This is a genomic window from Mesorhizobium sp. CA7 (assembly GCF_020165015.1).
Classification (GTDB): domain Bacteria; phylum Pseudomonadota; class Alphaproteobacteria; order Rhizobiales; family Rhizobiaceae; genus Mesorhizobium.
Genome location: NZ_JAIUHH010000011.1, coordinates 138,978 through 164,841, shown reverse-complemented (window position 1 = coordinate 164,841; position 25,864 = coordinate 138,978). Strand labels below are relative to the sequence as shown.

Genomic DNA, 25,864 nt, shown 5'->3' with positions numbered 1-25,864 from the left:
TTCGTCAGCAAACCAGCTAGCCAAATTAAGATTCCAACATGAACCGGGCATGAAGATGGCGGGTTTCCGGTACCTTGAGGAATATGAGCTCATGCATGTTGCCCAAGAATACGCAGCGGTTCTTGGGGCCGACATGCGAAACAACAGCTAAAGCGCATCGACCACATCCGTTTCGGCGCGACGCGCCTTAGCCTGCGGCAAGCCCCAATTCCTTGCGTGCCTGTCTGGTCAGCTTGAGGACGACCAGGCGATGGCTCTCGCGCAGATAGTCCTCGAGCGCCGCATCATCCATGCTTTGGCTTGTCTGACGCTGGATCCATTTCATGCCGCGCGAGGCGAGATAGGGCGCCGGCCGGCAGCCCGGCTGATCCTTCAGCACGTCATAGGCCATCTCGGAACATTTGAAGGTGACGAAGAGCTCGCCGCCCTCGTTCCAGCCGCCGATGGCGAACACCTTGCCGCCGACCTTCCAGACATGGGCGCCGCCCCACTGAACGACATGCGTCGTGGCGGGCAATGAAGCGCAGAAGCCGTTGTAATCGTCGAGCTTCATCAAGTCCTTCGCGGTCATCCGAATCGGCAGCCGATTATGCGCAATCACTGCGAATAACAAAGCGCGCCGCACCATACGATGCGACGCGCTTCGCGTTCATTCAAGCTCGCCCGAAATCAGGCGGCGGCTTCCGTCGCCACCACGGTCGGCTTCGAGCGGAAGTTCAACCGGTCGGAGCCGGCGGTGACCTTGACGGTCGAGCCGTCGAGAATCTCGCCGAGCAGGATCTTCTCTGCCAGCGGATCCTGCAGCTCCTTCTGCATCACCCGCTTCAGCGGCCTGGCGCCATAGGCCGGATCGTAGCCCTTCGACGCCAGCCACTCGATGGCGTCGTGATCCAGCGACAGCGCGATCTTGCGGTCGGTAAGCAGGTTCTCCAGCCGCTTGAGCTGGATCTCGACGATGCGGTCCATGTCCAGCCGGCGCAGCCGGTGGAACAGGATCACCTCGTCGACGCGGTTGAGGAACTCCGGCCGGAACGAGGCCTTCACCACGCTCATCACCTCGTCGCGCACGGCGTCGACATCCTGGTCGTCGCTGAGATTGACCAGATACTCGGCGCCAAGATTGGACGTCATGATGATCAGCGTGTTGCGGAAGTCGACCGTGCGGCCCTGGCCATCGGTCAGCCTTCCGTCGTCGAGCACCTGCAGGAGCACGTTGAACACGTCCGGATGCGCCTTCTCGATCTCGTCGAACAGCACGACCTGATAGGGCCGGCGACGCACCGCTTCGGTCAGCGCACCGCCTTCCTCATAGCCGACATAGCCGGGAGGCGCGCCGATCAGCCGGGCGACGGAGTGCTTCTCCATGAACTCCGACATGTCGATGCGCACCAGCGCCGTCTCGTCGTCGAACAGGAAGCTGGCCAGCGCCTTGGTGAGCTCGGTCTTGCCGACGCCGGTCGGTCCGAGGAACATGAACGAGCCGATCGGCCGGTTCGGATCCTGCAGCCCGGCGCGGGCGCGGCGCACGGCCTTGGACACCGCCTGCACGGCTTCGCCCTGGCCGACGACGCGCTTGCCGATCTCGTCTTCCATGCGCAAGAGCTTCTCGCGCTGCCCCTCCAGCATCTTGTCGACCGGAATGCCGGTCCAGCGCGACACGACATGCGCGACGTGGTCGGGCGTGACCACCTCTTCCACCATGCCGGTCTTGCCGTCCTGCGCCTCGGCTTCCTTGAGCTTCTTCTCGAGCTCCGGGATCTTGCCATAGGCAAGCTCGCCGGCGCGCTGGAACTCGCCCTTGCGCTGCGCGATCGCCAGTTCGTTGCGCGTCTCGTCGAGCTGTTTCTTCAGGTCGGCGGCAAGGCCAAGCTTCTGCTTTTCGGCCTGCCACTTGGTGGTCAGCTCGCTCGATTCCTCCTCGAGATCGGCGAGTTCCTTCTCCAGCCGGGCAAGCCGGTCCTTCGAGGCCTCGTCCTTCTCGACCTTCAGCGCCTCGCGTTCGATCTTGAGCTGCATGATGCGGCGGTCGATCTCGTCCAGCGCCTCGGGCTTGGAATCGACCTGCATGCGCAGCCTGGACGCCGCCTCGTCTATCAGGTCGATCGCCTTGTCGGGAAGGAAGCGGTCGGCGATGTAGCGGTTGGAAAGCGCGGCCGCCGATACAAGTGCGGAATCGGAGATGCGCACCTTGTGGTGCTGCTCGTACTTCTCCTTCAGGCCGCGCAGGATCGAAACCGTGTCTTCCACCGTCGGCTCGTCGACGAAGACGGGCTGGAAACGGCGGGCAAGCGCGGCATCCTTTTCGACATGCTTGCGGTATTCGTCGAGTGTGGTCGCGCCGACGCAGTGCAATTCGCCGCGCGCCAGCGCGGGCTTCAACAGGTTCGAGGCGTCCATCGCGCCGTCCGCCTTGCCGGCGCCGACCAGCGTGTGCATCTCGTCGATGAACAGGATGATGTTGCCGCTGGCCGAGGTTACCTCGTTGAGCACGGCCTTCAGCCGCTCCTCGAACTCGCCGCGATATTTGGCGCCGGCAATCAGCGCGCCCATGTCGAGCGCCATCAATTGCTTGTCCTTCAGCGATTCCGGCACGTCGCCATTGACGATGCGCAGCGCCAGGCCCTCGGCAATCGCCGTCTTGCCGACGCCCGGCTCGCCGATCAGCACGGGATTGTTCTTGGTGCGCCGCGACAGCACTTGGATGGTGCGGCGGATCTCGTCGTCGCGGCCGATGACCGGATCGAGCTTGCCGGCGCGGGCGTCGGCGGTGAGGTCGCGCGCGTATTTCTTCAGCGCGTCATAGCCCTGCTCGGCGCTGGCCGAATCGGCGGTGCGGCCCTTGCGGATGTCGTTGATCGCCTGGTTGAGCGCCTGCGCGGTGACGCCCGCCTTGGACAGGATGTCGGCGGTCTTGGCCGACTTCTCCATGACAAGCGCCTGCAGCAGCCGCTCGACGGTGACGAAGCTGTCGCCGGCCTTCTTGGCCAGGTCCTCGGCGGTTGAGAACACTTTGGCCAGCGGCTGGGCGAGGTAAAGCTGGCCGTTGCCACCTTCGACCTTGGGCATCGCCTCAAGCGCCGTCTCGACGCCGAGCTTGACGTCGCGGACATTGCCGCCGGCGCGCTCGATCAAGGATGCGGCGAGGCCCTCGTCATCGTCGACGAGCACCTTCAGTATATGTTCGGGCGTAAATTGCTGGTGGTTGCGCGAGAGCGCCATGGTCTGCGCGGACTGGATGAAGCCGCGCACGCGCTCCGAGTATTTTTCAAGATTCATTCGCTGTCTCCTTCCATCACCGGCCCACTTTGCGGCACCGGATCAGATTGCGGTGACGGACCCGCTCAAAAGAGCCGAGCCCTGTTCAGCCGAGATATGGTGTATGGGCCACGGTCCCTCAAGACGCCTTGATGTCGATCAATGCAGAATATTCCCAGGCGCGCATATACAAAAACGGCGGAGATTTCTCTCCGCCGTCAGCGATGCTTGAAATGGCGTCTGGATCAGTTGTTTGCGTCGGCAGCTACAGGCTCGCCGGCGGCTTCGTTGACAACAGGTGCCGGCTCGCTGGCGGCAGGCTCCCTCGCCTGGTTCGCCTCTTCGGCCGGCTTGGCGCCGACCTCGTCGCTATTGTTCGCCGCGTTGCGCGTTTCGCCTGAACTTTCAGGACCGGAACCTTCGGGGCTCGAGCCCTCCGGCTGGTCGCTCTGCCCGCCACCGACCTGGTCGGCATAGCTGCCGCGGGGACGCCGCGGACGCCGCGGACGGCGGCCGCCATTGTCCTGGGCGGCTTCGTTGAGCTCGGCCTGTGCGGCAAGGGCGGCAGGCGAGAAACTGTCGAACTGCGGCGCCTGCACGGCCTGTGAACCAGCCTCGCCGGTCGCCTCGGGCTGCGCCTGTCCCTCATTGCGGCGGTTCTGGTCGAACTGCTGGCCGCCCTGCTCGCCGCGCTGCGCGTTTTCGCCACGCTGACCGTTCTGGCCATACTGGCCGCCGCCGTTGCGGCGGTCACGATGCCGGTCGCGGCCATTGTTGTCGCGCTGGTTGTTGTCGCGACGGCTGTTGTTGTCGCGGCCGTTTTCCTGGTTGTAGGCGAGTTCCGCCGGCGTGCCTTCGATCACTGGCTGCGGGCCGGAGCCGCTCGCCGTGCCCGGCGCATCGGCGCCGTTGCCGCTGTTGTTGCCGATATTGTCGAACTCCTCGCGATCTTCGTCCATATCGTCGTCGAAGTCGTCGCGGTTCTGCTGAGTGTTCTGGATCGGCATCTGCGCCTGCGCGGCGGCAATGATGCGATTGTAATGCTCGGCGTGCTGGAGGTAGTTCTCCGCCATAACCCGGTCGCCGGAGCTTTGCGCGTCACGGGCGAGTGTGGCGTATTTTTCGGCGATCTGCTGAGCCGATCCGCGGATCTTCACGTCCGGGCCGTTGCTCTCGTAGTTGCGGGTCAGGGGATTGGGCCCCTTGCGGTTGTTGTTGTTGCCACCGCCGCCATTGTTGTTGCGACCGCGCATGCGCCTGTTCTGCTGTTGTGGCCTCATTAGACTCTCTTCATAGTGAATTTTCGAAAAACTCTTCACGAACGGTGGCGCTCATGCAGCCAGCCGTTTCGTCTCTTCACCGGCGTTCGCCCGCATCAATTGCGTTGGCGCCACGTGCCATCCTGTCCCGGTTACATCACTTGCCGGATGATTCCCGCACGAAGCTTGGGCGTCGTTTGCGCAAGAAGGCAGCTATTTCCAAGGAAAACCGAATCGCTGGGAGCACTGCCTGCTTCGTCTCATCCGGTTGAGCCGGACCCTAACTGCATTCCCGGGTATTGCCAAGCGGTTTTTTCGCACTGCATCAGGGCTTTCAACGCTCGAACACCAGAACTCTGTCATTGCCGCCGAGATCGCGATGTGACCCGGTTAACACATAGCCGGCTGCCGCGAATATCCCGGTGACCTCGTTTTTCTGCGTATGGCCGATCTCGACCGCTACCTTGCCTTGCGCTTGCAGAAATTCCGCCGCTTCAGCGGCAATGACCCGATAGGGGTCCAAACCGTCCGCACCGCCGTCCAGCGCCCGGTGCGGGTCGAAATCGCGGACCTCGTCCTGCAGATTTCCGATGTCTCGACTGGGTATATAGGGAGGGTTCGAGGCAATTACATGGTAGTGGCCCGAAACTTTTTCGAACCAGTTGGAATGCAAGGCTTTGAAGCGTTCGCCGAGCCTCAGGTCCCGGGCATTTCCAGCCGCAACTGCCAATGCGTCGAGCGAAATGTCGACGCCCGTCGCGGTGGCGGCCGGAACGGCGCTGAGCAGCGCCAGCGCGATGGCGCCGGTGCCCGTGCCGAGATCGAGAATGCGGCATTCGCCAAGCCTTTCGGCCGTTGCCCGCGCAAAGGGCAGGACGGCGTCGACCAGCGTCTCGGTGTCCGGCCGGGGCTCCAGCGTCTCCGGCGAAAGCGACAGGCGCAAACCGTAGAATTCGCGGTAGCCGAGGATGCGGTGCACCGGCTCGCCTGCGACGCGACGCCTCAGGGCCGCTTCGATGGCCGAAAGCGCCGCCGAACCCACTTCTTGTCCCGGTTCGGCGATGGCCTGGGTACGGGTCGTGCCCGAGAAATGCTCGACGATCAGCCGCGAATCGAGCGCCGGATCGTCGATGGCGGCTATAGCCAGACGCTCGCGCGCTGCCCTGAGCAGCGGTCCGAGCGCGGCGGGCAGTCGATCAGCCATCGAGGCTCATATCGGCAAGCAGCTTCGACTGATGATCGGCGATCAGCGCGCCGACGATCTCGTCCAACTCGCCCATCATCACCCGGTCGAGCTTGTAGAGCGTGAGGTTGATACGGTGGTCGGTGACACGGCCTTGCGGGAAATTGTAGGTGCGGATGCGCTCCGAGCGGTCGCCCGAGCCGACCTGCGATTTTCGCGACGACGAGCGCTCCTCATCCGCGCGGCTGCGCTCGAGATCGTAGAGTCTGGCCCTCAGGATCTGCATGGCGCGCGCCCGGTTCTGGTGCTGCGACTTTTCCGCCTGCACCACCATGATGCCGGTCGGCAAATGGGTGATGCGAACCGCCGAATCGGTGGTGTTGACGTGCTGGCCGCCCGAGCCGGAGGCCCGCATCGTGTCGATGCGGATGTCCTCCGCCCGGATTTCGATATCGACCTCCTCGGCCTCGGGCAGCACGGCGACGGTCGCGGCCGAGGTGTGGATGCGCCCGCCGGCCTCGGTTTCCGGCACGCGCTGTACGCGGTGCACGCCGGATTCGAACTTCAGATGCGCGAACACGCCCTTGCCCGATACCGCGGCGATGATTTCCTTGTAGCCGCCGACCTCGCCCTCGCTCGCCGATACCACCTCGAAGCGCCAGCCGCGCGAGGCGGCATAGCGCTCATACATGCGAAAGAGATCGCCGGCGAACAACGCCGCCTCGTCGCCGCCTGTGCCGGCGCGGATTTCGAGGATGGCGTTCCTCTCGTCGGCCGCATCCTTGGGCAGCAGCAGGATCTGGATGTCCTTCTGCAGCGCCTCGATGCGGCTCTCGACCTCCGGCAGGTCGGCCTCGGCCAGCGCGCGCATCTCGGCATCGGTCGCTTTGTCGGCAAGCATCGCCTCGAGGTCCGCCTGCTCCTGCTCGGCGGCGCGCAGCGCCCGGATCTTGCCCACCATCTCCTGGATGTCGGCATATTCCGAAGCCATCTTCACATAGGCGTCGGCGGCGGGTCCGGCCGACATCTGCGCCTCGAGCATGTCGAAACGCTTGACGACTTGATCCATACGGTCGCGGGGCAGGTTGATCATGATCTTCGAACTTCGATGGAATTCACGTCAGGGCGAGCCGAAAATGGGGAATTTCGAGAACCGGAGCGGAATGTACATTTAGGTACATGAGCACCGGAAGCGCAGAAAATCGCCATTTGCAGACCGCCCTCACATGAATCTAGAGCGGAATCGAGCGATCGTCTGCAAAGGCCTGTAGCAAGGCTCGCATCGGCAATTTCTGGCTGGGCGCCATTAGATTGTCGTCGAAAAAGGCCTTCAGTTCCTGCAGCGGCAGCTCGGTGAGCATCGCCTTGACCGGGCCGATCGATGCCGGCGACATGGAGATCGAGCGGAAGCCGAGACCGATCAGCGCCATGGCCGAGATCGGCTTGCCGGCCAGCTCGCCGCAGAGCGTCACCGGGGTGTCGTTGCGCACGCCGGCATCGGCAATCGTCTTCAGCACCCGCAGAAACGGCGTCGACAGGTTGTCGAAGCGGTCGGCGAGCTGGGTGTTGCCGCGATCGACGGCCATGACGAACTGGAAGAGGTCGTTGGAGCCGACCGAAACGAAATCCACCGCCTTCATCAATTCGTCGAGCTGGAACAGCAGCGACGGCACCTCCAGCATCGCGCCGAGCTTGAGGCTGGTGGGCAGGTGATGCGCAAAGCGTGACAAATGCCGGACCTCGCGGTCGATGATCTCGCGCGCCTGCGCGATTTCCGACAGCTCGGTCACCATCGGCAGCATCAGCTTCAGCTCGCGGCCGCCGCTGGCCTTCAGCAGCGCCCGTATCTGAGTCCTGAGCAGGCCGGGACGGTCGAGGGTGAGCCGGATCGCCCGCCAGCCCAGCGCCGGGTTCTCTTCCTGCACCGCGCCCTTGAAATAGGGCAGCACCTTGTCGCCGCCGATGTCGATGGTGCGGAAGGTGACCGGCTTGCCGCGCGCCGCCTCGAGCACGTCGCGGTAAAGCCGTTCCTGCGCCTCGGCGCGGGGGAAGGTCGAGGCAACCATGAACTGCAATTCGGTGCGGAACAGGCCGATGCCGGCGGCGCCCGATTCGGTCAGCTGCGGCAGGTCGACGGCCAGGCCCGCATTCATCAGCAGATCGACCGGAACGCCGTCCTTGGTCAGCGACGGCTTCTTGCGCAGCTCGCGATAGACCTCCTGCCGCCGCGCCCTGAAGCGGACCTTCTCGGCATAGGCGGCTTCCAGGTCGGACTGCGGCCTGAGATGGATGGTGCCTTCCTCGCCGTCGACGATGATGGCGTCGCCGTTTTCCGCCATGGAAACGGCGCCCTTCATTTGTCCGGCGACGGGAATGCCCATGGCGCGCGCGACGATCACGACATGGCTGGTGGCGGCGCCATCCTCCAGCACCAGGCCGCGCAGTTTGTCGCGCGGATAGTCAAGCAGCTCGGCCGCGCCCATCGAGCGGGCGACGATGATGGCGTCCTTGGGCAGCGAGGCCGCGACATCTTCCGGACCGCGTCCCATCAACTGGCGCAGCAGCCGGTTGGCGAGGTCGTCGAAATCGCTCATCCGCTCGCGCAGATAAGGGTCGGTCATGTGCAGCATGCGCGCGCGCATGTCGCTCTGCACCTTTTCGACGGCGGCTTCCGCCGTCAGGCCGTTGCGGATCGCCTCTTCCAGCCGCCGCACCCAACCGCTGTCGTTGGCGAACATGCGATAGGCCTCGAGCACCTCGCGGTGCTCGCCCTCGAACGCGACCTCGCGCCGCTCCAGCATGTCGTCGATGGAGAGCCGGAGCGAGCCGAGTGAGGACTGCAACCGGCGCACCTCCTCCTCGCTGTCCTCGTTGAAGAGGTTGGTGACAACGATGCGCGGCTCGTGCAGCACGACATGGCCGAGCCCGACGCCCTCATTGAAGGAAAGGCCGGTGAAGCTCACCGGGCGGCGCAGGTCGAGCTCCAGCCCCGGCTTGGTCAGGCGGGCGAGATCGCCGGTGGCGATCATCTCGGCGATCACCATCGCCGTCGTTTCCAGCGCCTCGACCTCGTCGTCGCGGTAATGGCGCATGGTCTTGTTCTGCACCACCAGCACGCCCAGCGTGCGCCCTGCCCGCAGCACCGGCACGCCGAGGAAGGAGTTGTAGATCTCTTCGCCCGTCTCCGGGAGGTAGGCGAAAGCCGGATGCTCCTGCGCATTGGATAGATTGAGCGGTCGCGCGCTGGCGGCGATCGTGCCGACCAGGCCCTGCCCGAGCCGCAGCTGCGCCAGGTGGACGGCGTTGGGATTCAAACCCTCGGTGGCGTAGAGCTCGAGCACCGAATCGGCGCGCAGCACATAGAGCGAGCAGACTTCGGCGACCATGTTGGAGGCGATGTCGCGCACGATGCGGTCGAGCCGCTCCTGCGGCTCCAGCGGCTCCTGCATGAGCTCGCGAAGCCGTTTGAGCAGAACGCGCGGGCCACTGGCCGTATCACGCATCGCGGCTTGTTCTCCAATGGGCATTTCGCCCGCCGCAGTTTCTCCCGCGGCCGGCGTTCACGCAACAACTGACTCAGTTCTTGCTATTGCTTATCGAGCCCGTAGACGGAATGCAAAGTACGAACTGCAAGTTCCGTATAGGGACCGTCGATCAGTATCGAGATTTTGATCTCGGAAGTGGTGATGGCGCGGATGTTGATCGCCTTGTCGGCCAGCGCCTTGAAGGCGGTGGCGGCGACGCCGGCGTGGCTGCGCATGCCGATGCCGATGACCGAGACCTTCGACATGCCGGCTTCCGACTGGACGACGTCGTAGCCGACATCGGGTTTCAGCCTCTCCAGCACGGCAAGCGCCTTGTCGACGTCGCCGGACGGCACGGTGAAAGTCATATCGGTGAACTTGCCGTCCTCGGAGATGTTCTGGACGATCATGTCGACATTGATGTTGGCCTCGGCCAGCGGGCCGAAGATGCCGGCGGCGACGCCTGGACGGTCGCCGACGCGGCGCAGCGAGATCTGCGCTTCGTCCTTGGCGTAGGCAATTCCGGTGACGACCTGCTGTTCCACGATCTCTTCCTCGTCGCAAATAAGCGTTCCGGGCGGATTGAGCAAATCCCCCATTCCGGGCGCGTCGGGATCGTCGAAGGACGACCGCACGAAGGTACGCACCCTGTGTACCATGGCAAGCTCGACCGAGCGTACTTGCAGCACCTTGGCGCCGAGCGAAGCCATTTCGAGCATTTCCTCGAACGAAATCTTGGCCAGCCGACGGGCTTTCGGCTCGATACGAGGGTCGGTCGTGTAGACGCCGTCGACATCGGTATAGATGTCGCAACGGTCGGCCTTGACCGCGGCGGCGATCGCCACGGCGCTGGTGTCGGAGCCGCCGCGGCCGAGCGTCGCAATGCGGTTGTCCGGGCCGATGCCCTGGAAGCCGGCTATGACGGCCACCTGGCCCTCGCCGAAGCGCTTGATCAGGAAGGCGCCGTCGATATCGAGGATCCGCGCCGCGCCATGCGCATTGTCGGTCTTGATCGGGATCTGCCAGCCCTGCCAGGACCGTGCATGGATGCCCATGTTCTGCAGCGTGATCGCCAGGAGACCGGCCGTGACCTGCTCGCCCGACGCGACAACGGCGTCATATTCGCGCGCGTCGTGCATGGGCGAGGCTTCGCGGGTCCAGCCGACCAGCTCGTTGGTCTTGCCGGCCATCGCCGAGACCACCACGGCAACCTCGTGGCCGGCATCGACCTCGCGTTTGACATGGCGCGCCACGTTGCGGATGCGGGCGATGTCGGCGACCGAGGTTCCGCCGAATTTCATCACGATACGCGCCATGGAAGCGAAATGCCTTTGACTGAAGCCGGCTCGAGCCCGGAACGAGAGGAAACGCCGGGTAAGCCCGGCGCCGGAATGCGCGGCCTCCTTAGCCAAAACAGCAACGCTTCGCAAGCGAGCGCGGCCAAGAGCGGCCCGGCACCGTCTATCCTGACAGAATCTTGTCGCCGATCATGCCATAAGACCGACGAAACGGCCCGTTGGGAGATTGTCATGACCGAAACCCTGGAGATCGTCACCTTCCGCCTCAAGTCCGGCGCCGAAGCCGGCTTTGTCGCCAGCAACGGCGTCATCACTGACTGGCTCGCCCGGCAGCCAGGCTTCCTCAGCCGGCATCTCGGCCGGCGCGAGGACGGAAGCTGGGTGGATGTGGTGCGCTGGCAGAGCATGGAACAGGCCCAGGCGGCGGCCGACCGCATCATGGCCGAGATCGGCGGCAGCGAAGCCGTGCAGGCGATCGAGCCGACCAGCGTCGCCATGAACCACGCAACGATCGCGCTCTCGCGTTGATCACGACATTGCCGGTCGCGCGCTCGCGGCTCAGGTAGCGCTTCGCCACAGACCGGGATAGTCGAGAACGAAACCGGCCGGCGAGACCGTCAGGACAGCATCGTAGCCGTACACGGGCGCGGCATAAGCATAGCGGCTGTCGTCGAGCCGCCGGTAGATCTGTTCGAGGCGCGAGAGCCTGAGTTCAGGAAAGGCCAGATAGGCGGCCGGCGCCGGCGCCGCCATGCCGGCGCCAAGCTCGAGCCGACGGATCGCCAGAAGGTTGGTGGCGGGCGTGAAGCCGAGATCGACGTCGACGAGACCGGCAACCTCCGCCTGGCTTGCGCCGTTCAGCAGCCACTGGCCGTCGGCAAGACGTTCAATCTGATAATGCATCTCCCGCATCCCGCAAAAGCCGTCGACCCGCGCCCTGCGGGTACGCCAGCTCAGGTCGCAATCCACCTCATAGGCAAGGCCGCACGGACCGGCGTCATGGACGAAAAGCGCATGGCCCTTGAGAGCCCGGCTGTCATCCGTCTCGCCAAGCAGGCAAGCGTCGTGCCCCTCCAGGTCGAGCCGTTGCCAAAGGATCGAAGCCAGAATTCGCATTTTCGCACACTCCCGTCTCGGTCTCGCTCCCTGTTCATGACAGCTTTTCGTTCGCCCATCCGATTTGTTTCGGCAGCGCGGCAACCAAGCTGTCAGGTGCTGACAGAACGCGGCCTGATCCATCGACATGGTTGGACCTGCCGGCGGTCTGACGTCAGCAGCAAAAACCCGCCTTGACATTCCCTCCCCCGCGCCCGACTTCCTAGCGTTCCCCGACTTCTTGGCGTTCGAGGAGACCCGCCTATGCCAGAGCCCCGCCGATCGACCATCGATGCCGGAGAAGTGGAACGCTTCTCCGCCCTTGCCGCCGAATGGTGGAACCCGAATGGCAAGTTCCGTCCGCTGCACAAGTTCAATCCGGTGCGGCTTGCCTATATCCGCGATCAGGTTGCGGCCCGTTTCGGCCGCGATCCGCGCGCGGCGCGGCCTTTCGATGGCCTGCGCTTCCTCGATATCGGCTGCGGCGGCGGTTTGCTGTGCGAGCCTATGGCCAGGCTTGGCGCCGAAGTGGTCGGCGCCGATGCTTCCGCGACCAACATCGAAGTGGCGAAGCTGCACGCGGCGGAGGCCGGCGTCAGCGTCGACTACCGCGCCACCACGGCCGAGGCGCTGGCCGATGCCGGCGAGACCTTCGATGTCATCCTGAACATGGAAGTGGTCGAGCATGTCGCCGATGTCGACCTGTTCGTAGCCAAATGCGGCCAGATGGTCCGCCCCGGCGGCATCATGTTCGTCGCCACCATCAACCGCACGCTGAAGGCGCTCGGCCTTGCCATCATCGGCGCCGAATATCTGCTGCGCTGGCTGCCGCGCGGCACGCATCAGTTCGGCAAGCTGGTCCGCCCGGAGGAGCTGGCGAAGGCGCTGGGCGCCGCCGGGCTCACGGTGATCGACCGCACCGGCGTCATCTATCATCCGCTGGCCGACCGCTGGCAGAAGTCCAGGGACATGGACGTCAACTACATGGTGTTGGCGGAGAAAGCTTCGGTCTGAACGGCGGCAAGCCGGACCGCCCGCCTCACGCCTCCAGTGGCCGGCGGCAACGAGAACTAGAGCGTTTCACCGTTTCACGGAAACGGCGAACCGCTCTATCTCTTTGTTTTGGCGCAATTCCGGACGGAAAACCGCTCACACTTTTCCTGGAATTGCTCTAGCTGCGGGACGCCGCCGGCTCGACCCGGACCGGCGCCGGCGCGCCGGTCTGGCTTTGCGCCTTGGTCGTGATGAAGACGCCGGCGGTGATGATGGCGGCGCCCAGCCAGGTCAGAAGCTGGTAGTGCTCGCCGAGGAAGATCGTGCCGGCGAACAGGCCGACGGCCGCCGCCACATAGCCGATCTGGCTGAGATAGACCGGCCCGCCGACCGCCTGCAGGCGGAAGAAGAAGGCGAACATCGCCGAGGCCGACGCTACCTGGCCGACGACCACGAGCGGCACGCCGCCGAGCGGAATGAAGGCTTGCCCGCCCAAAAGCGTCAAAATGCCGATGAGGAGCAGCGTGGCCGACGCCAGATGGCTGCCGACCGCCAGCTCGATCGGGCCCGTGCCTTGCGGCCAGTCGACGGTGCGGTAGATGTTGCCGGCGGCCAGGCTGACCGGGATGAGCAGCCCGATCGCCACCCAGAAATAATCGGCCGGCTGCCCTGCCTCGCCGCGCGTCAGCGCGACCATCGCCGCGCCGACAAAGCCGACGGCGATGCCGATGACCCCGAGCAGATTGGGGCGCTTGACACCGAGCACGATCGAGAACACCAGCGTGATCACCGGCGACAGGGTGAACATGATGCCGGTGTAGCCGGCGCCGAGATGCGGGATGGCCGAGAACATCAGAAGATTGGGAATGGCGTAGGAAATCGCTGCGGTGACGAAGAAATAGCGCAGCTTGTGCGGGGTCAGCCGGATGCGCTCGCCGCCCAGCAGAAGCGCCAGAAACAGCACGCCGCCTGCGCCCAGCGAGATGACGAAGGCCCAGACCATGGCCGGCACTCCGGCCGCGGTGGCGAGCTTGCCGAACGGCAGCGTCATGCCGAGCAGGCCGCCCGTCACGACCAAAAGCCAAATCGCTGAATCCCAGAGAAATCTCATTGGTTCGTCCTGTCGCTGCGAGACCGCTTGGCGGCCAGTTCTTGTTGCAGTAAGATAATGCCAAGATTCTTTATGTCAAGATACTTTGTGGTGAGCAACATGGATCGAGCAGGCAAAGCCATGGAACAGTGGCGACGGGAGCGCCCGGACCTCGACGTGTCGCCCATGGGCGTCATCGGGCGGCTGAACGAGGTCTCGGCGCTCATCGCGCGCGACCGCTTGGCGCCGGTCTTCGCCCGCTTCGGGCTGCAGTCCGGCGAATTCGATGTGCTGGCGACGCTGCGCCGTTCCGGCGCGCCCTATGCGCTGACGCCGACCGAGCTTTACGAGGCGACGATGGTGACGTCGGGCGCCATGACCGCACGCCTCGACCGGCTGGAGAAGGCCGGCCTTATCCAGCGCGCGCCGCATCCCAACGACCGGCGCGGTGTTGTGGTGCAATTGACCGGGAAAGGGCTCGAGCTCATCAACGAAGCGCTTGCCGCCCACGTCGCCAACGAGCATGAAATCCTCGCCGGCCTGACACGCGAGGACCGGGACATGCTGGCGAAACTGCTGGAAAAACTGATCGGAAGCTTGGGCCAAACCTCTGCCTAGCGTATGCCTCCTGCTTTCCACCTTCGTGAACTTGCGCCAAGGTGTATTGAGATTCAGGTCAGGCCGAGCCGAGAATGGTGGCTTACGAGAACCGGAGCGGAGCGTACTTAAAGTACGTGAGCACCGGAAGCGCAGGAAGCCGCCATTCGCAGGCCGGCATCACCTGAATATCGACACACCTCAGTTCCGGTCGTCCGGAAAGCTCGGAATCGGCATGAACTCGACGCCGTCCTCGACGAGGCTTTGCGCCTCCTCCGGCGTCGCTTCGCCATAGATGCCGCGCGGGTCGGTCTCGCCGAAATGGATCTTGCGCGCTTCCTCGGCGAACTTGTCGCCGACATAGTCGGCATTCTCGCGCACCTTCTCGGCCAGCGCCTTCAACTGAGCCAGCGCCTGCTTCTGTGCCTCGCCCATGGCCAAGGCGACCTTCTCCTGTTTGCGGGACGTTGAGACGGCGGGCGCCATCAGCGCCTTCTCTATCATGTGCGAGCCGCAGCGCGGGCAATCGACGAAACCGCGCTTCTTCTGGGTGTCGAAGTCGTCATTGCTGCGGAACCAGGCTTCGAATTCGTGCTCGTGTTCGCAGATCAGGGAAAAACGGATCAAGAGGCGGCACCCCTGAAACGCGGCGCTTCGCTTGTCCCGGCATTGACGGTGAAGTCCCGCGCGTTCTTCAAATTGGGGATCTTGCGGCGCGCGGCAAGCGACTGCGCCGGATCGATCTCGGCGACGGTCACCCCGGGTTCGTCATGCGCGGCCTCGGCGACGATGCGCCCCCACGGATCGACGATCAGCGAATGGCCATAAGTTTCGCGCCCGTCCTCATGCAGGCCGCCCTGCGCGGCGGCGATGACATAGGCGCCGTTCTCGATGGCGCGGGCGCGCAACAGCACGTGCCAATGCGCCTCTCCGGTCTGGCGCGTGAAAGCGGCCGGCACCGTCAGCACCTCGGCCCCGGCCATCGCCTCGGCGCGAAACAGCTGCGGAAAGCGCAGGTCGTAGCACACGGCAAAGCCGAGCCTCGTCCCCCCGATATCGGTCACGACCGCTTCCGTTCCCGGCTCGTAGGAGGCGGATTCACGCCAGCTCTCGCCATTGTCGAGGTCGACATCGAACATATGGATCTTGTCGTAACCGGCAATAAGGGCGCCGTCGGGCGAGAACAGGAACGCGCGGTTGGCGAGCTTGCCGTCGGCGCGCAGAATCGCCGTCGAGCCGACATGCAGAAAAATGCCGAGCTCCTTCGCCAGCCTGCGCGCGGTCGCGACGACCACGTCCTTGTCTTCGGTGGTGAAGGCGGCCGCCCCCGCCTGCTTGTCGCGGATCAGCGCACCGGTCATTTCCGGCGTCTGGACGTAGGTGGCACCCTGATGTGCGGCATCGCGGACCAGTCTTTCCATGTCGGCCGCATTGCGCTCCGGGCTGGTCCCCGAACGCATCTGCACCGCCGCCGCCTTGAAAACACCCATGATCAAGCCCTCGCTTCGTTGGCAAGCAGCACGTCCAGCCGCCCCTGCGACTCCAATTTATGGAGATCGTCGCAGCCGCCAACATGCGTGTCGCCGATGAATATCTGCGGAAAAGTGGTGCGCCCATGTGCCCGTGAAATCATTTCCTGGCGCAATTTCGGCGAGAATGAAGCGTCGTGCTCGGTATAGGTCACGCCCTTGCGCTCGAGCAACCGCTTGGCGGCCGTGCAATAGCCGCACATCATGCGCGTATAGATCGTCACATCGACCATCAATCAGCAATCCTGTCTATCCACGTCGCTCGACAGTTGCGCGAAAACGACATGCACCAAAACAACAACTTAAGCACTATATAGTTGCAGACTCATCGGCTCGGAAGTCCCCCGGCAGAACGCGCGCGAAGGTCAGCACGTCGACCGCTCCGGCGCCGCCTTTCTTCAGCGCCTTGGCGACGGCCCGCACCGTTGCGCCGGTGGTATAGACATCGTCGACCACGAGCACCCGGCGCCCCGCTATCTCGATTTCAGCGTCCGGCGGCACGCGAAACGCGGCGCGCACATTCTCCTCGCGCTCGTGCCGTTCGAGCCCGACCTGCTGGCGCGTCAGCTTCACGCGCCTGACCGCGGATGGCGAGAAGGGCAGCCCGCTGAGCTTTGCAACGGCCCGTCCGAGTTCCGCTGACTGGTTGAATTGACGCCGGAAGAAGCGCCGCCAGTGCAACGGGACCGGCACGACCAGGTCGGCCTCCGCAATCAGTTCCGCGCCGGCGCGCATCATCCAGTTTGCCATCCAGGGCGCTAGGTCGGTTCGGTCCTGATATTTCAGCCCTTGCACCATCTGCCGCGCGACGCCCGAATAGAGGACGGCGGCCCGCGCCCGCTCGAAGGGCGGCGGATCGGCGATTGCCTCGGCGGAAAGAAACCCCTCGCCCATGTCGTGCGTGAACGGCGTGCCCATCACCGGGCACCAGGGTTTTTCCAGCAGCCTAAGCTTCGGCCAGCAGGCGCCGCACAGCACGCCGGGTTGCGACACATGACGACGGCAGCCGGCGCAAACCGGCGGAAACAACAGCCGCGCCGGCCAGGCCAGTGCCTGCCGCGTCATATCCTGGACCGCTGTGGTCTTGATCTTGTGCACCGGATCGGCCACGTGAAAGGAAACCCCGCGCCACCTTAACACCACTCCGGCACGCGCGGACAACAGGAAGCTTTCATTGCAGCCCTTGATCGACACCGAGCTCTGGCTCGCTCGCAAGCGCCGGGCACTCGCGCGCCCCGTCGAAGGCGCCGATTTCCTGATGCGCCGCGCCGCGGAGGACCTTGCCGACCGGCTGGGCGCCGTCGAACGCCGCTTCGGCAAGGCGGCCGCGCTGTTCTGTCAGACTTCAGCGGCCGTGGACGTGCTTGCCGGCAGCGGCAAGGTCGGCGAAATCGTGCGCGTCGAGATGGACGAAGCGCTTCTGGCCGGCGGCATCGGCCTGGTAGCGCCGCCTGAGACCGTGCCGTTCGAGGAGGCCAGCCTCGATCTCGTCGTCTCCCTGCTCTCGATGCATGCGATGAACGACATTCCCGGCGTGCTTGCGCAAATCCGCCGGGCGTTGCGACCGGACGGGCTTTTCCTCGGCGCTTTCGCCGGCGCGGGCACATTGGCGGAATTGCGCGAGAGCATGCTGGCGGCCGAGACGGAGATTTACGGCGGCGCAAGCCCGCGCATCCTTCCCTTCACCGACGTGCGCGACGCGGGCGCGCTGTTGCAGCGCGCCGGCCTGGCCTTGCCGGTCGCCGATGTCGAAACGGTCGCGGTGCGCTACGACACGCTGTTCGACCTCGCCGCCGACCTGCGCGCCATGGGCGAAACAAACGCGCTCGTCGATCGCAGCCGCAGGCCGGCCGGCAGACGGCTTTTTGCCCGCGCCGCGGAGCTCTACGCCGAGCGGTTCGCGGATCCGGATGGCCGTATCCGCGCGAGTTTTTCGATTGTCTGGATGTCCGGCTGGGCGCCCGACGCCTCGCAGCAAAAGCCGCTCAAGCCGGGATCCGCCAAGGTCTCGCTCAAGGCGGTCCTGGAGAACCCGTCCAGGACCTGAGCGCCCCCCGTGATGCCGTCAGTGAGCGAAGGCGTTGGCAAGCTTGCTGTTGTTGTCGGTGAAAAGCCACACCAGCCCGTCTGCCGCCTGTTTGACCCCGGCAACGATGGCCAGCGACAACACCGCGACGATCAGACCATATTCGACGGCCGTAGCGCCCGTTTCGTCTTGGATGAATTGCTGCAGCAGGTTTTTCATGATCATCGATCCCTCATGCAGAAACTCTAATGTCCTACCCGTTAAGAAAGGTTAACGGCAAAAGCTTAACAGCGAGTGAAACGCCGCCGCGCCGGAAAATCGTTAACCAAGTCAGCACTCGCCGCTGCGGCTGCCGTCGTTGCGGATGACGCAGATTGAACTGGGCAAGGGCTGCAGCACGCTGCGGCGCACCGTATATGTATTGGGGCGATGGCCGATCGATCCGGTCGCGGTCATGTCGAGCCCGCCCGCGAAGCCGTCGCGAACGCTCTGCGGCCGGGCCTGGTTGTCCAGGAAAGGCGTTGCGATCAGCGCCAGCGCCACCGCCGCCGAGCCGAAGAGAAGCGTGATCCGCAGGATGCCCATGCCGGCGTCCACCGCGCGAAATCCCCGGTCGGGCCGGATCGAATCCCAGTCTCTTTCAAGGCTCATGCCGTGTTTCCCAGTCATCGACGATATCGCCGCGCGAAACGGCCTCGCGCAATTTTTCACGTCGAGATAAATCTTCCATTAACGCTGACTAAACCAGCTCCCGGAAACCTGCGGAAACACTCGGCCGCCCGGGAAACGCCCACCTGCCGCCAAGTCGGCGCGAAACTACAAAAGGTCGATGAGGAACTGGATCAGCGGCGCATCGGCCGGCGGCATCGGGTAGTCGCGCATCTGCCGCGGCCTGACCCATTTGAGCCCCTGTCCTTCCCTGGGCTGCGCGATCCCGCGAAAGCGGCGGCAGACATAAAGCGGCATCAGGAGATGGAAATCGTCATAGGAATGGCTGGCGAAGGTGAGCGGCGCCAGGCATGGGATCTCGGTCTCGATGCCGAGTTCCTCATGCAACTCGCGGACCAGGCACTCCTCCGGCGTCTCGCCGGGCTCGACCTTGCCGCCTGGAAACTCCCACAGGCCGGCAAGCTGCTTGCCTTCCGGGCGCTGCGCCAGAAGCACGCGCCGGTCGGTATCGACCAGCGCGCAGGCGGCGACCAGCAGCAGTCGCTTTCCGGCCGGCTTGACCTCGCTCATGCGCCCGGCGGCCGACGATAGTGGTAGCGATAGACTTCCTCGAAGCCGAGCGACCGGTAGAGCGAGAGCGCCGGCGCATTGCCGGCCTCGACCTGTAGCCAGGCCTCCCGCGCGCCGCGGAGCCGTGCCCATTTCAGCGCCGACAGGATGAGATTGCGGCCATGGCCCTTCTTGCGTGCCGACTTTTCGGTGGCGACCTCGAACAGACCCGCGAGATCGCCGTCATGAACGCAGATCAGCGTCGCCAGCGGCTCGTTGCCGTCCTCGAGCGCGAATAGCCCCGCTTCCGGCTGGATGGCGCCGATGACTTCGGACAGACCGGGCCGCAGCGAGGCGTCCGAGCCGCTCGTCCTCAGCGAGGCGCCGATGAAACGGCTGATGTCCTTGAGCGGAATCTGGTCCATGGCCGCGCCAAGCTCGACCTCTTTCAGCGGCAACCGCATCACCAGGGATTCGTCGAACATGTTCCAGCCGGCCTTGTCGAGATGCGTGGACAAGACCTGTCCCGACAGCGGCGACATGCGAAAGGTGAGCGGCCTGCCATAGGCGTCGAAGCGTCTTGCGGCGCGGCCGATGCGCTCTTCGATGGCGTGCGTGTCGCCCGGATCGAGCGGATTGACGGAGTTGAGGCGCTTGGCGGGGAGACCTGCGGTCAGCCGCACGACCCAGGTCCCGTCATAATGGACGGCGGCCGCCGGCCAGGCGCGAAAACCCGCCGCCTCGTAGCGACGCACAACCGCGAGCACGCTTGCCGGATGCCTCGACACCGGCGCCATCAGCTCCGGTAATCGCCATTGATGGCGACATATTCCTTGGTGAGGTCGCAGGTCCACACCGTCGCCTTGCCGCGGCCGATGCCGAGATCGGCGCGGATGCGGATATCGTCGCGCTTCATATAGGCCGAGGTCGCTTCCTCCGAATAGGCCGGATCGCGCTCGCCCTCATGCGCCAGGCGGTTGTCGCCGAACCAGATCGACAGCCGGTCGCGGTCGGCCGGCTCGCCGGCCTTGCCGACGGCCATGACCACGCGGCCCCAATTGGCGTCCTCGCCGGCGACGGCCGTCTTGACCAGAGGCGAATTGGCGATCGAGAGCGCGATGCGCTTGGCCGAGCGGGCGGACTTCGCGCCGGTGACGGTGACCTCGACCTGCTTGCGCGCGCCCTCGCCGTCGCGCACCACCTGCAGCGCCAGCGACTTCAGCACCTTGCCGAGCGCCCGGCGGAAGGCGCCGAGCCGCGCATCCTTGGGATCGCCGATCGCCGGCGCGCCGCGCGCCGCGGCCTTGCCGGTGGCGAAGAAGAGCAGCGTGTCGCTGGTCGAGGTGTCGCTGTCGACGGTCACCGCATTGAAGGTCTTGGCCGTGCCGCGCGACAGCAGGTCCTGTAGCACGGGAGCTGCGATCGGCGCGTCGGTGGCGATGAAGGAGAGCATCGTCGCCATGTCGGGCGCGATCATGCCGGCGCCCTTGGCGATGCCGTTGATGATGACGTCGGTGTCGCCGAGTTTGACCGTCGCCGTCGCCACCTTCGGATAGGTGTCCGTGGTCATGATCGCCTTGGCCGCCTCGGTCCACTGATCCGGCCTGCCGTCCTTGATCAGGCCGGCCAGCAGATGGCTGAATCTGGTCGTGTCGAGCGGCTCGCCGATGACGCCGGTCGAGGCCAGGAACACCTCGCTCTCGGAGCATGCGGCGGCCTTCGCCGCCGCCTCGCCGGTCAGCGCGGTCGAAGCCTGGCCCTTCTTGCCGGTGAAGGCGTTGGCATTGCCGGAATTGACCACCAGGACACGCGCCTTGCCGGCGGGCAGGTTCTGACGGCAGAAGTCGACGGGCGCCGACGGGCATTTCGACCTGGTGAACACGCCGGCGACAGCCGTGCCCGGATCGAAGGCCATGGCCAGCAGGTCGGTTCTGTTGCGGTACTTGATGCCGGCTTCGGCGGTCGCGATGCGCACACCCTCGATGACCGGCATCTTCGGATATTTCTTCGGTGCGAGCGGCGAAATCGTAGCAGACATCGGTATCCCGGAGCGGCAAGAACACGAAAGGAAGGAAGCCGGTTTGCCCGATAGCGCGCGCCGGCGCAAGAGGCGTTCTGGCCGCGCCTTGCCGGCTTGGCCGGCGGCCTTGCAATTGGAAACACGTCGTTTCGTTTCGTCGCCGAAGCCAATATGATCGGCTGCAGATTCACCGGCCAAGGAAGACCTCGATGGGCGAAGCCGCCGCTCGCGGGCGCAAGTCGATCGGCGCAAAACGCAGTCCCGAGAGCGCCGATGCCATCCTCAACGCCGCCGAGGCGGTGTTGCGCGAGGCGGGCTATGCCGGCTTTTCGATCGAGGCCGTCGCCCGGCGGGCGCGGGCGGGAAAGCCGACCATCTATCGCTGGTGGCCGAGCAAGGCGGCCCTGCTGATCGAGGTTTACCAGCGGCAGAAGCGCGTCGAGACGCCCGACACCGGAAACATCGAGGACGATCTGGCCGGCTTCCTCGAGAACCTGTTCGCGCATTGGCGCGACACCCCGTCGGGCAACATCTTCCGCTCGCTGATCGCAGAGGCGCAGTCGGACGAGACGGCCGCGGCCGCGCTTGCCGAATATTCAAAAGGACGCCGCAGCCATACCGGCCGGATGATCGAGCGCGCCAAGGCGCGCGGCGAGGTGACGGCCGACGTCGATGCCGGGATCGTGGCCGACCTGGTCGCTTCTTTCGCCTGGCGGCATCTGCTGACCGAACGGCTCGACGAGGACAAGGCGGCGATCCGCGCCGCCATTCGCTACATCACGCGGGGCATAATGAACGCTTGACCCCCGAAAGCGAAAGGGCGCCCGAAGGCGCCCTTTCAGAATTATCCAGCCGCAAGCGGATTACTTGCCGGCTTCCAGCGTGTCGATGTCCTTCTTGAGCTTCTCGTCCGGGATCTCGACCTTGGCGGCCGCACGCAGCTCCTTGACCATGGCGAAATACTTGTCGCGGATCACCGCCTGCTTAGCCTGGTCCTTGACGTCGTCGAAGGCCGGCGGCTGCTTGGCGCGCTTGTCCTCGACCTTGATGACGTGCCAGCCGAACTGCGACTGCACCGGCTCCTTCGAATATTTGCCGACGTCGAGCGCGAACGCCGCCTTGTCGAATTCCGGCACCATCTGCCCCGGGCCGAACCAGCCGAGATCGCCGCCGCTGGTCTTGCCGCTCGGATCGCTGGTGTGTTCGTTGGCGAGCTTCTGGAAATCGGCGCCGCCGTCGAGCTGCTTGATGATCGCCTCGGCCTCTTCCTTCGTCTTCACGAGGATGTGACGGGCATGGATTTCGTTGACCGGCGGCGTGTTGGCGATTTCCTGGTCATAGCGGGCGCGCACTTCGGCGTCCGTCACCTTGTCGACCACTTCCTTCTCGACGACCTCGCCATGCAGGGCTCGCGCCTGCAGGAAAGCCATGCGGCGCTGGAAGTCGGCGTCCTTGTCGAGGCCGCTGTCGACGGCCTTCTTGGCCATGACGCGGATTTCGATCGCCGCCGAGAGGGCCGCAGCGCGGCGCTGTTCAGGCGGCAGTTGCGCGAACTGCTGCGACAGTTCGCCTTCGGCGAGCCGAAGATCGGCCTCGGTCAGCTTCTCGCCATTGACGGTGGCGATCACGGCATTGGGATCGACCGGAGCAGCCGCGGGCGCCGTGGCGTCCGGCTGGGCGGGCTTGGTCTCTTGCGCCATCAGCGGCGACAGGCAAAGAGCCGAGAGCCCGAAGGCCAGACCGAGGCTGGCGAGCGAGGCGCGGCGGATCGACAGGGACATCAAGATAAACTCCAATGGGGATTGCCAATAAGGATCGCGTGAGCGGAAGGGTTCCAGATCAGTCGAATTGTGGCGGAATTTGGCGCTGCCGATAGGGCTAACGCGGCGTTGACATCGATTGAGCCCCCTCTTATCTGTCCAACGACTTGGCGTCCAGAACCGTTTTCCGGGCGCTTTTTGCGTTTGTCCGCACTCACGCGGATTTGATGGGCCCGCCAGGTGCCTGTCGCAAACGGCTAAATTGCTATCGAAAGGGCCATTGGATGGTCAGTCTCGGCGGTCTCGCCCGTAAGGTTTTCGGTTCTTCCAACGACCGCCGCGTCAAGTCGACCCGGCCAAGGGTCGAAGCCATCAACGCCATGGAAAACGAGATGCGGGCGCTTTCCGATGCCGAGCTTGCGGGGCGCACGGAAAAGTTCCGCCAGGATCTGGCCAACGGCGCTGCGCTCGACGATCTCTTGGTTCCGGCTTTCGCCACGGTGCGCGAGGCGGCCCGCCGCGTGCTTGGCATGCGCCCCTTCGACGTGCAATTGATCGGTGGCATGGTGCTGCACAATGGCGGCATCGCCGAGATGCGCACCGGCGAGGGCAAGACGCTGGTCGCCACCTTGCCGGTTTACCTCAATGCGCTCGCCGGCAAGGGCGTGCATGTTGTCACCGTCAACGACTATCTCGCCAAGCGCGACGCCGAATGGATGGGCCGCGTCTACAAATTCCTCGGCCTCAACGTCGGCGTCATCGTCCACGGCCTTTCCGACGAGGAACGCCGTGAGGCCTACGCCTGCGACGTCACCTATGCCACCAACAACGAGCTCGGCTTCGACTATCTGCGCGACAACATGAAGTATGAGCGCTCGCAGATGGTGCAGCGTGGACACTCGTACGCCATCGTCGACGAGGTCGATTCCATCCTGGTCGACGAAGCGCGCACGCCGCTGATCATTTCCGGTCCGCTCGAAGACCGCTCGGAAATGTACAACACCATCGACACCTTCATGCTGAAGCTCGGCCCGGCCGACTATGAGGTCGACGAGAAGCAGAAGACGACGATCTTCACCGAGGACGGCACCGAGAAGCTGGAAAACATGCTGCGCGACGCCGGCCTGTTGAAGGGCGAGTCGCTCTATGACGTCGAGAACGTCGCCATCGTCCATCACGTCAACAACGCGCTGAAGGCGCACCTGTTGTTCCAGAAGGACAGGGACTACATCGTGCGCAATGGCGAGATCGTCATCATCGACGAGTTCACCGGCCGCATGATGCCGGGCCGCCGCTATTCGGAAGGCCTTCACCAGGCGCTCGAGGCCAAGGAGCACGTGCAGATCCAGCCCGAGAACCAGACGCTGGCCTCCGTCACCTTCCAGAACTATTTCCGCCTCTACAAGAAGCTTGCCGGCATGACCGGCACGGCGCTGACCGAGGCGGAGGAATTCGGCAACATCTACGGCCTCGAGGTCACCGAAATCCCGACCAACCTGCCGGTCATTCGCAAGGATGAGGACGATGAGGTCTACCGGACGGTCGAGGAGAAGTACAAGGCGATCGTCAGGGAAATCCGCGAAGCCAGCGCCAAAGGCCAGCCGACGCTGGTCGGCACCACCTCGATCGAGAAATCCGAGCAGCTGGCCGAGCGCCTGCGCAAGGACGGCTTCAAGGACTTCGAAGTGCTGAACGCCCGTCACCACGAGCGCGAGGCGGCCATCGTCGCTCAGGCCGGCAAGCCCGGCGCCATCACCATTGCCACCAACATGGCCGGCCGCGGCACCGACATCAAGCTCGGCGGCAATGCCGAGATGCGCATCGCGGAGGAACTTGGAGACATGCCCGAGGGCCCCGAGCGCGAGGCCCGGGAAAGGGAAATCCACGCCGACGTCGAGCGCCTGAGGGAAAAGGCGCTGGCCGCCGGCGGCCTCTATGTGCTTGCCACCGAACGCCACGAATCGCGCCGCATCGACAACCAGCTTAGAGGTCGTTCGGGAAGGCAGGGCGATCCCGGCCGCTCGAAATTCTTCCTGTCGCTGCAGGACGATCTGATGCGCATCTTCGGCTCCGAGCGCATGGACGGCATGCTGCAGAAGCTCGGCCTCAAGGAAGACGAGGCGATCATCCATCCCTGGATCAACAAGGCGCTCGAGAAAGCGCAGAAGAAGGTCGAGGCGCGCAACTTCGACATCCGCAAGAACCTCCTGAAATATGACGACGTTGCCAACGACCAGCGCAAGGCGGTGTTCCAGCGGCGCATCGAGCTGATGGACGGAGAAGGTCTCGCCGAAACCATTGCCGAGATGCGCGAAGGCGTCATCGAGGAGATCGTCGCCAAGAACATCCCCGAAAACGCCTATGCCGAGCAGTGGAACGTCGCCGGTCTCAAGGAGGAAGTGGCGCAGTACCTCAACCTCGACCTGCCGGTCGAGGAATGGGTCAAGGAAGAAGGCATCGCCGAGGACGACATTCGCGAGCGCATCACGGCCGCCGCCAACGCCGCCGCCAAGGAGCGCGCCGACCGCTTCGGCCCCGATGTGATGAACTATGTCGAACGCTCGGTGGTGCTGCAGACGCTCGACCATCTGTGGCGCGAGCACATCGTCAACCTCGACCATCTGCGCTCGGTCGTCGGCTTCCGCGGCTACGCCCAGCGCGACCCGCTGCAGGAATACAAGAGCGAGGCCTTCGAGCTGTTCCAGGCCATGCTCGGCAATCTGGAGCAGGCCGTCACCGCGCAGCTGATGCGCGTCGAGCTGGTGCGCCAGGCGGCCGATGCGCCGCCGCCTGAAGCGCCCGAGATGTTCGGCAGCCATATCGACGGCTCCACCGGCGAGGATGATTTCCAGGGCGGCGAGACCGCGCTTCTGGTGCGTCAGGACACCAACGCCGTCGTCGCACCGGAAAACCGCGATCCGAAGAACCCCGCGAGCTGGGGCAAGGTCGGCCGCAACGAGCTCTGCCCCTGCGGCTCCGGCAAGAAGTACAAGCACTGCCACGGCACGTTCGCCTGA

At 64.7% G+C, this 25,864-nt stretch carries 25 protein-coding genes; 6 read left to right on the top strand and 19 right to left on the bottom strand.

Features of this window, described 5'->3' with window-relative positions; translation table 11 throughout:
- Window positions 1–187 precede the first annotated feature (187 nt).
- The 7 genes from LB552_RS19790 to LB552_RS19760 all read right to left on the bottom strand — a co-directional run bounded on the left by LB552_RS19790 (window position 188) and on the right by LB552_RS19760 (window position 10,537).
- The gene (locus tag LB552_RS19790) at window positions 188–553 is read right to left on the bottom strand and encodes an MmcQ/YjbR family DNA-binding protein (protein ID WP_140543607.1); all 366 of its coding nucleotides are present in this window, start codon (window positions 551–553) and stop codon (window positions 188–190) included.
- 116 nt (window positions 554–669) lie between these two features.
- Complete coding sequence (gene clpB, locus LB552_RS19785) at window positions 670–3,276, bottom strand: ATP-dependent chaperone ClpB (RefSeq protein WP_140847370.1); 2,607 nt, start codon at window positions 3,274–3,276, stop codon at window positions 670–672.
- Window positions 3,277–3,500: 224 nt separating this feature from the next.
- A complete protein-coding gene (locus tag LB552_RS19780) occupies window positions 3,501–4,535 on the bottom strand; it encodes a DUF4167 domain-containing protein (protein ID WP_224609574.1) in 1,035 nt (344 codons plus the stop codon).
- A 313-nt stretch (window positions 4,536–4,848) separates the two neighbouring features.
- Window positions 4,849–5,718 (bottom strand): peptide chain release factor N(5)-glutamine methyltransferase, encoded by an 870-nt coding sequence (gene prmC, locus LB552_RS19775; RefSeq protein ID WP_224609571.1) that lies wholly within the window; start codon window positions 5,716–5,718, stop codon window positions 4,849–4,851.
- Entirely contained in the window at window positions 5,711–6,790 is a 1,080-nt protein-coding gene (prfA, locus tag LB552_RS19770; protein WP_224609568.1) for a peptide chain release factor 1, read from the bottom strand. The genes prmC and prfA overlap by 8 nt, the downstream gene beginning before the upstream one ends.
- A 139-nt stretch (window positions 6,791–6,929) precedes the next feature.
- Window positions 6,930–9,200: a phosphoenolpyruvate--protein phosphotransferase gene (gene ptsP / locus LB552_RS19765; protein WP_140632771.1), complete on the bottom strand. Its 2,271-nt coding sequence runs from the start codon at window positions 9,198–9,200 to the stop codon at window positions 6,930–6,932.
- Window positions 9,201–9,283: 83 nt separating this feature from the next.
- Entirely contained in the window at window positions 9,284–10,537 is a 1,254-nt protein-coding gene (locus tag LB552_RS19760) for an aspartate kinase (protein ID WP_140632774.1), read from the bottom strand.
- Between the two features lie 213 nt (window positions 10,538–10,750).
- On the opposite strand from LB552_RS19760, the gene LB552_RS19755 reads away from it, so the two are divergent.
- On the top strand, window positions 10,751–11,047 hold the full coding sequence (locus LB552_RS19755) for an antibiotic biosynthesis monooxygenase family protein (RefSeq protein ID WP_224609564.1): 297 nt from the start codon (window positions 10,751–10,753) through the stop codon (window positions 11,045–11,047).
- Between the two features lie 30 nt (window positions 11,048–11,077).
- Here the strand turns inward: LB552_RS19755 and LB552_RS19750 are convergent, their stop codons facing one another.
- Window positions 11,078–11,635 (bottom strand): putative glycolipid-binding domain-containing protein, encoded by a 558-nt coding sequence (locus LB552_RS19750; RefSeq protein WP_224609561.1) that lies wholly within the window; start codon window positions 11,633–11,635, stop codon window positions 11,078–11,080.
- Window positions 11,636–11,878: 243 nt separating this feature from the next.
- Here LB552_RS19750 and ubiG point away from each other — a divergent pair, with 243 nt between their 5' ends.
- Complete coding sequence (gene ubiG, locus LB552_RS19745) at window positions 11,879–12,628, top strand: bifunctional 2-polyprenyl-6-hydroxyphenol methylase/3-demethylubiquinol 3-O-methyltransferase UbiG (RefSeq protein WP_095767522.1); 750 nt, start codon at window positions 11,879–11,881, stop codon at window positions 12,626–12,628.
- 157 nt (window positions 12,629–12,785) lie between these two features.
- Here the strand turns inward: ubiG and LB552_RS19740 are convergent, their stop codons facing one another.
- Window positions 12,786–13,718, bottom strand: coding sequence for a DMT family transporter (locus tag LB552_RS19740; RefSeq protein WP_224609559.1), 933 nt, complete (start codon window positions 13,716–13,718; stop codon window positions 12,786–12,788).
- Window positions 13,719–13,817: 99 nt separating this feature from the next.
- Here LB552_RS19740 and LB552_RS19735 point away from each other — a divergent pair, with 99 nt between their 5' ends.
- A complete protein-coding gene (locus LB552_RS19735; RefSeq protein ID WP_224546089.1) occupies window positions 13,818–14,315 on the top strand; it encodes a MarR family winged helix-turn-helix transcriptional regulator in 498 nt (165 codons plus the stop codon).
- Window positions 14,316–14,495: 180 nt separating this feature from the next.
- Here the strand turns inward: LB552_RS19735 and LB552_RS19730 are convergent, their stop codons facing one another.
- The 4 genes from LB552_RS19730 to LB552_RS19715 form a co-directional block, all read right to left on the bottom strand.
- Entirely contained in the window at window positions 14,496–14,921 is a 426-nt protein-coding gene (locus LB552_RS19730; protein WP_224609557.1) for a DUF1178 family protein, read from the bottom strand.
- A complete protein-coding gene (locus LB552_RS19725; RefSeq protein WP_224609554.1) occupies window positions 14,918–15,784 on the bottom strand; it encodes a carbon-nitrogen hydrolase family protein in 867 nt (288 codons plus the stop codon). The genes LB552_RS19730 and LB552_RS19725 overlap by 4 nt, the downstream gene beginning before the upstream one ends.
- Window positions 15,785–15,786: 2 nt before the next feature.
- Window positions 15,787–16,056 (bottom strand): glutaredoxin 3, encoded by a 270-nt coding sequence (gene grxC, locus LB552_RS19720; RefSeq protein ID WP_224609551.1) that lies wholly within the window; start codon window positions 16,054–16,056, stop codon window positions 15,787–15,789.
- A 76-nt stretch (window positions 16,057–16,132) separates the two neighbouring features.
- Window positions 16,133–16,933, bottom strand: a complete 801-nt coding sequence (locus tag LB552_RS19715; protein ID WP_224609594.1) for a ComF family protein — start codon at window positions 16,931–16,933, stop codon at window positions 16,133–16,135.
- Window positions 16,934–16,997: 64 nt separating this feature from the next.
- Here LB552_RS19715 and LB552_RS19710 point away from each other — a divergent pair, with 64 nt between their 5' ends.
- The gene (locus LB552_RS19710; RefSeq protein WP_224609548.1) at window positions 16,998–17,870 is read left to right on the top strand and encodes a methyltransferase domain-containing protein; all 873 of its coding nucleotides are present in this window, start codon (window positions 16,998–17,000) and stop codon (window positions 17,868–17,870) included.
- An 18-nt stretch (window positions 17,871–17,888) separates the two neighbouring features.
- Here the strand turns inward: LB552_RS19710 and LB552_RS19705 are convergent, their stop codons facing one another.
- From LB552_RS19705 to argJ, 5 genes are all read right to left on the bottom strand, one after another.
- Window positions 17,889–18,068 (bottom strand): Flp family type IVb pilin, encoded by a 180-nt coding sequence (locus LB552_RS19705; protein WP_140847402.1) that lies wholly within the window; start codon window positions 18,066–18,068, stop codon window positions 17,889–17,891.
- 111 nt (window positions 18,069–18,179) lie between these two features.
- Entirely contained in the window at window positions 18,180–18,500 is a 321-nt protein-coding gene (locus LB552_RS19700; protein ID WP_224609545.1) for a hypothetical protein, read from the bottom strand.
- A gap of 165 nt (window positions 18,501–18,665) precedes the next feature.
- Window positions 18,666–19,088 carry a (deoxy)nucleoside triphosphate pyrophosphohydrolase gene (locus LB552_RS19695; protein ID WP_095767513.1) on the bottom strand — a complete coding sequence of 141 codons (423 nt, stop codon included), beginning with the start codon at window positions 19,086–19,088 and terminating at the stop codon, window positions 18,666–18,668.
- A complete protein-coding gene (locus LB552_RS19690) occupies window positions 19,085–19,864 on the bottom strand; it encodes a GNAT family N-acetyltransferase (RefSeq protein WP_181170685.1) in 780 nt (259 codons plus the stop codon). The genes LB552_RS19695 and LB552_RS19690 overlap by 4 nt, the downstream gene beginning before the upstream one ends.
- The gene (gene argJ / locus LB552_RS19685; protein WP_224609542.1) at window positions 19,864–21,105 is read right to left on the bottom strand and encodes a bifunctional glutamate N-acetyltransferase/amino-acid acetyltransferase ArgJ; all 1,242 of its coding nucleotides are present in this window, start codon (window positions 21,103–21,105) and stop codon (window positions 19,864–19,866) included. Before argJ ends, LB552_RS19690 begins: the two co-directional genes overlap by 1 nt.
- 191 nt (window positions 21,106–21,296) lie before the next feature.
- Here argJ and LB552_RS19680 point away from each other — a divergent pair, with 191 nt between their 5' ends.
- Window positions 21,297–21,890, top strand: a complete 594-nt coding sequence (locus LB552_RS19680) for a TetR/AcrR family transcriptional regulator (protein WP_224609539.1) — start codon at window positions 21,297–21,299, stop codon at window positions 21,888–21,890.
- 60 nt (window positions 21,891–21,950) lie between these two features.
- Here LB552_RS19680 and LB552_RS19675 read toward each other — a convergent pair whose 3' ends face one another.
- Complete coding sequence (locus LB552_RS19675; protein WP_095767510.1) at window positions 21,951–22,868, bottom strand: peptidylprolyl isomerase; 918 nt, start codon at window positions 22,866–22,868, stop codon at window positions 21,951–21,953.
- A gap of 263 nt (window positions 22,869–23,131) precedes the next feature.
- Here LB552_RS19675 and secA point away from each other — a divergent pair, with 263 nt between their 5' ends.
- Complete coding sequence (secA, locus tag LB552_RS19670) at window positions 23,132–25,864, top strand: preprotein translocase subunit SecA (RefSeq protein ID WP_224532542.1); 2,733 nt, start codon at window positions 23,132–23,134, stop codon at window positions 25,862–25,864.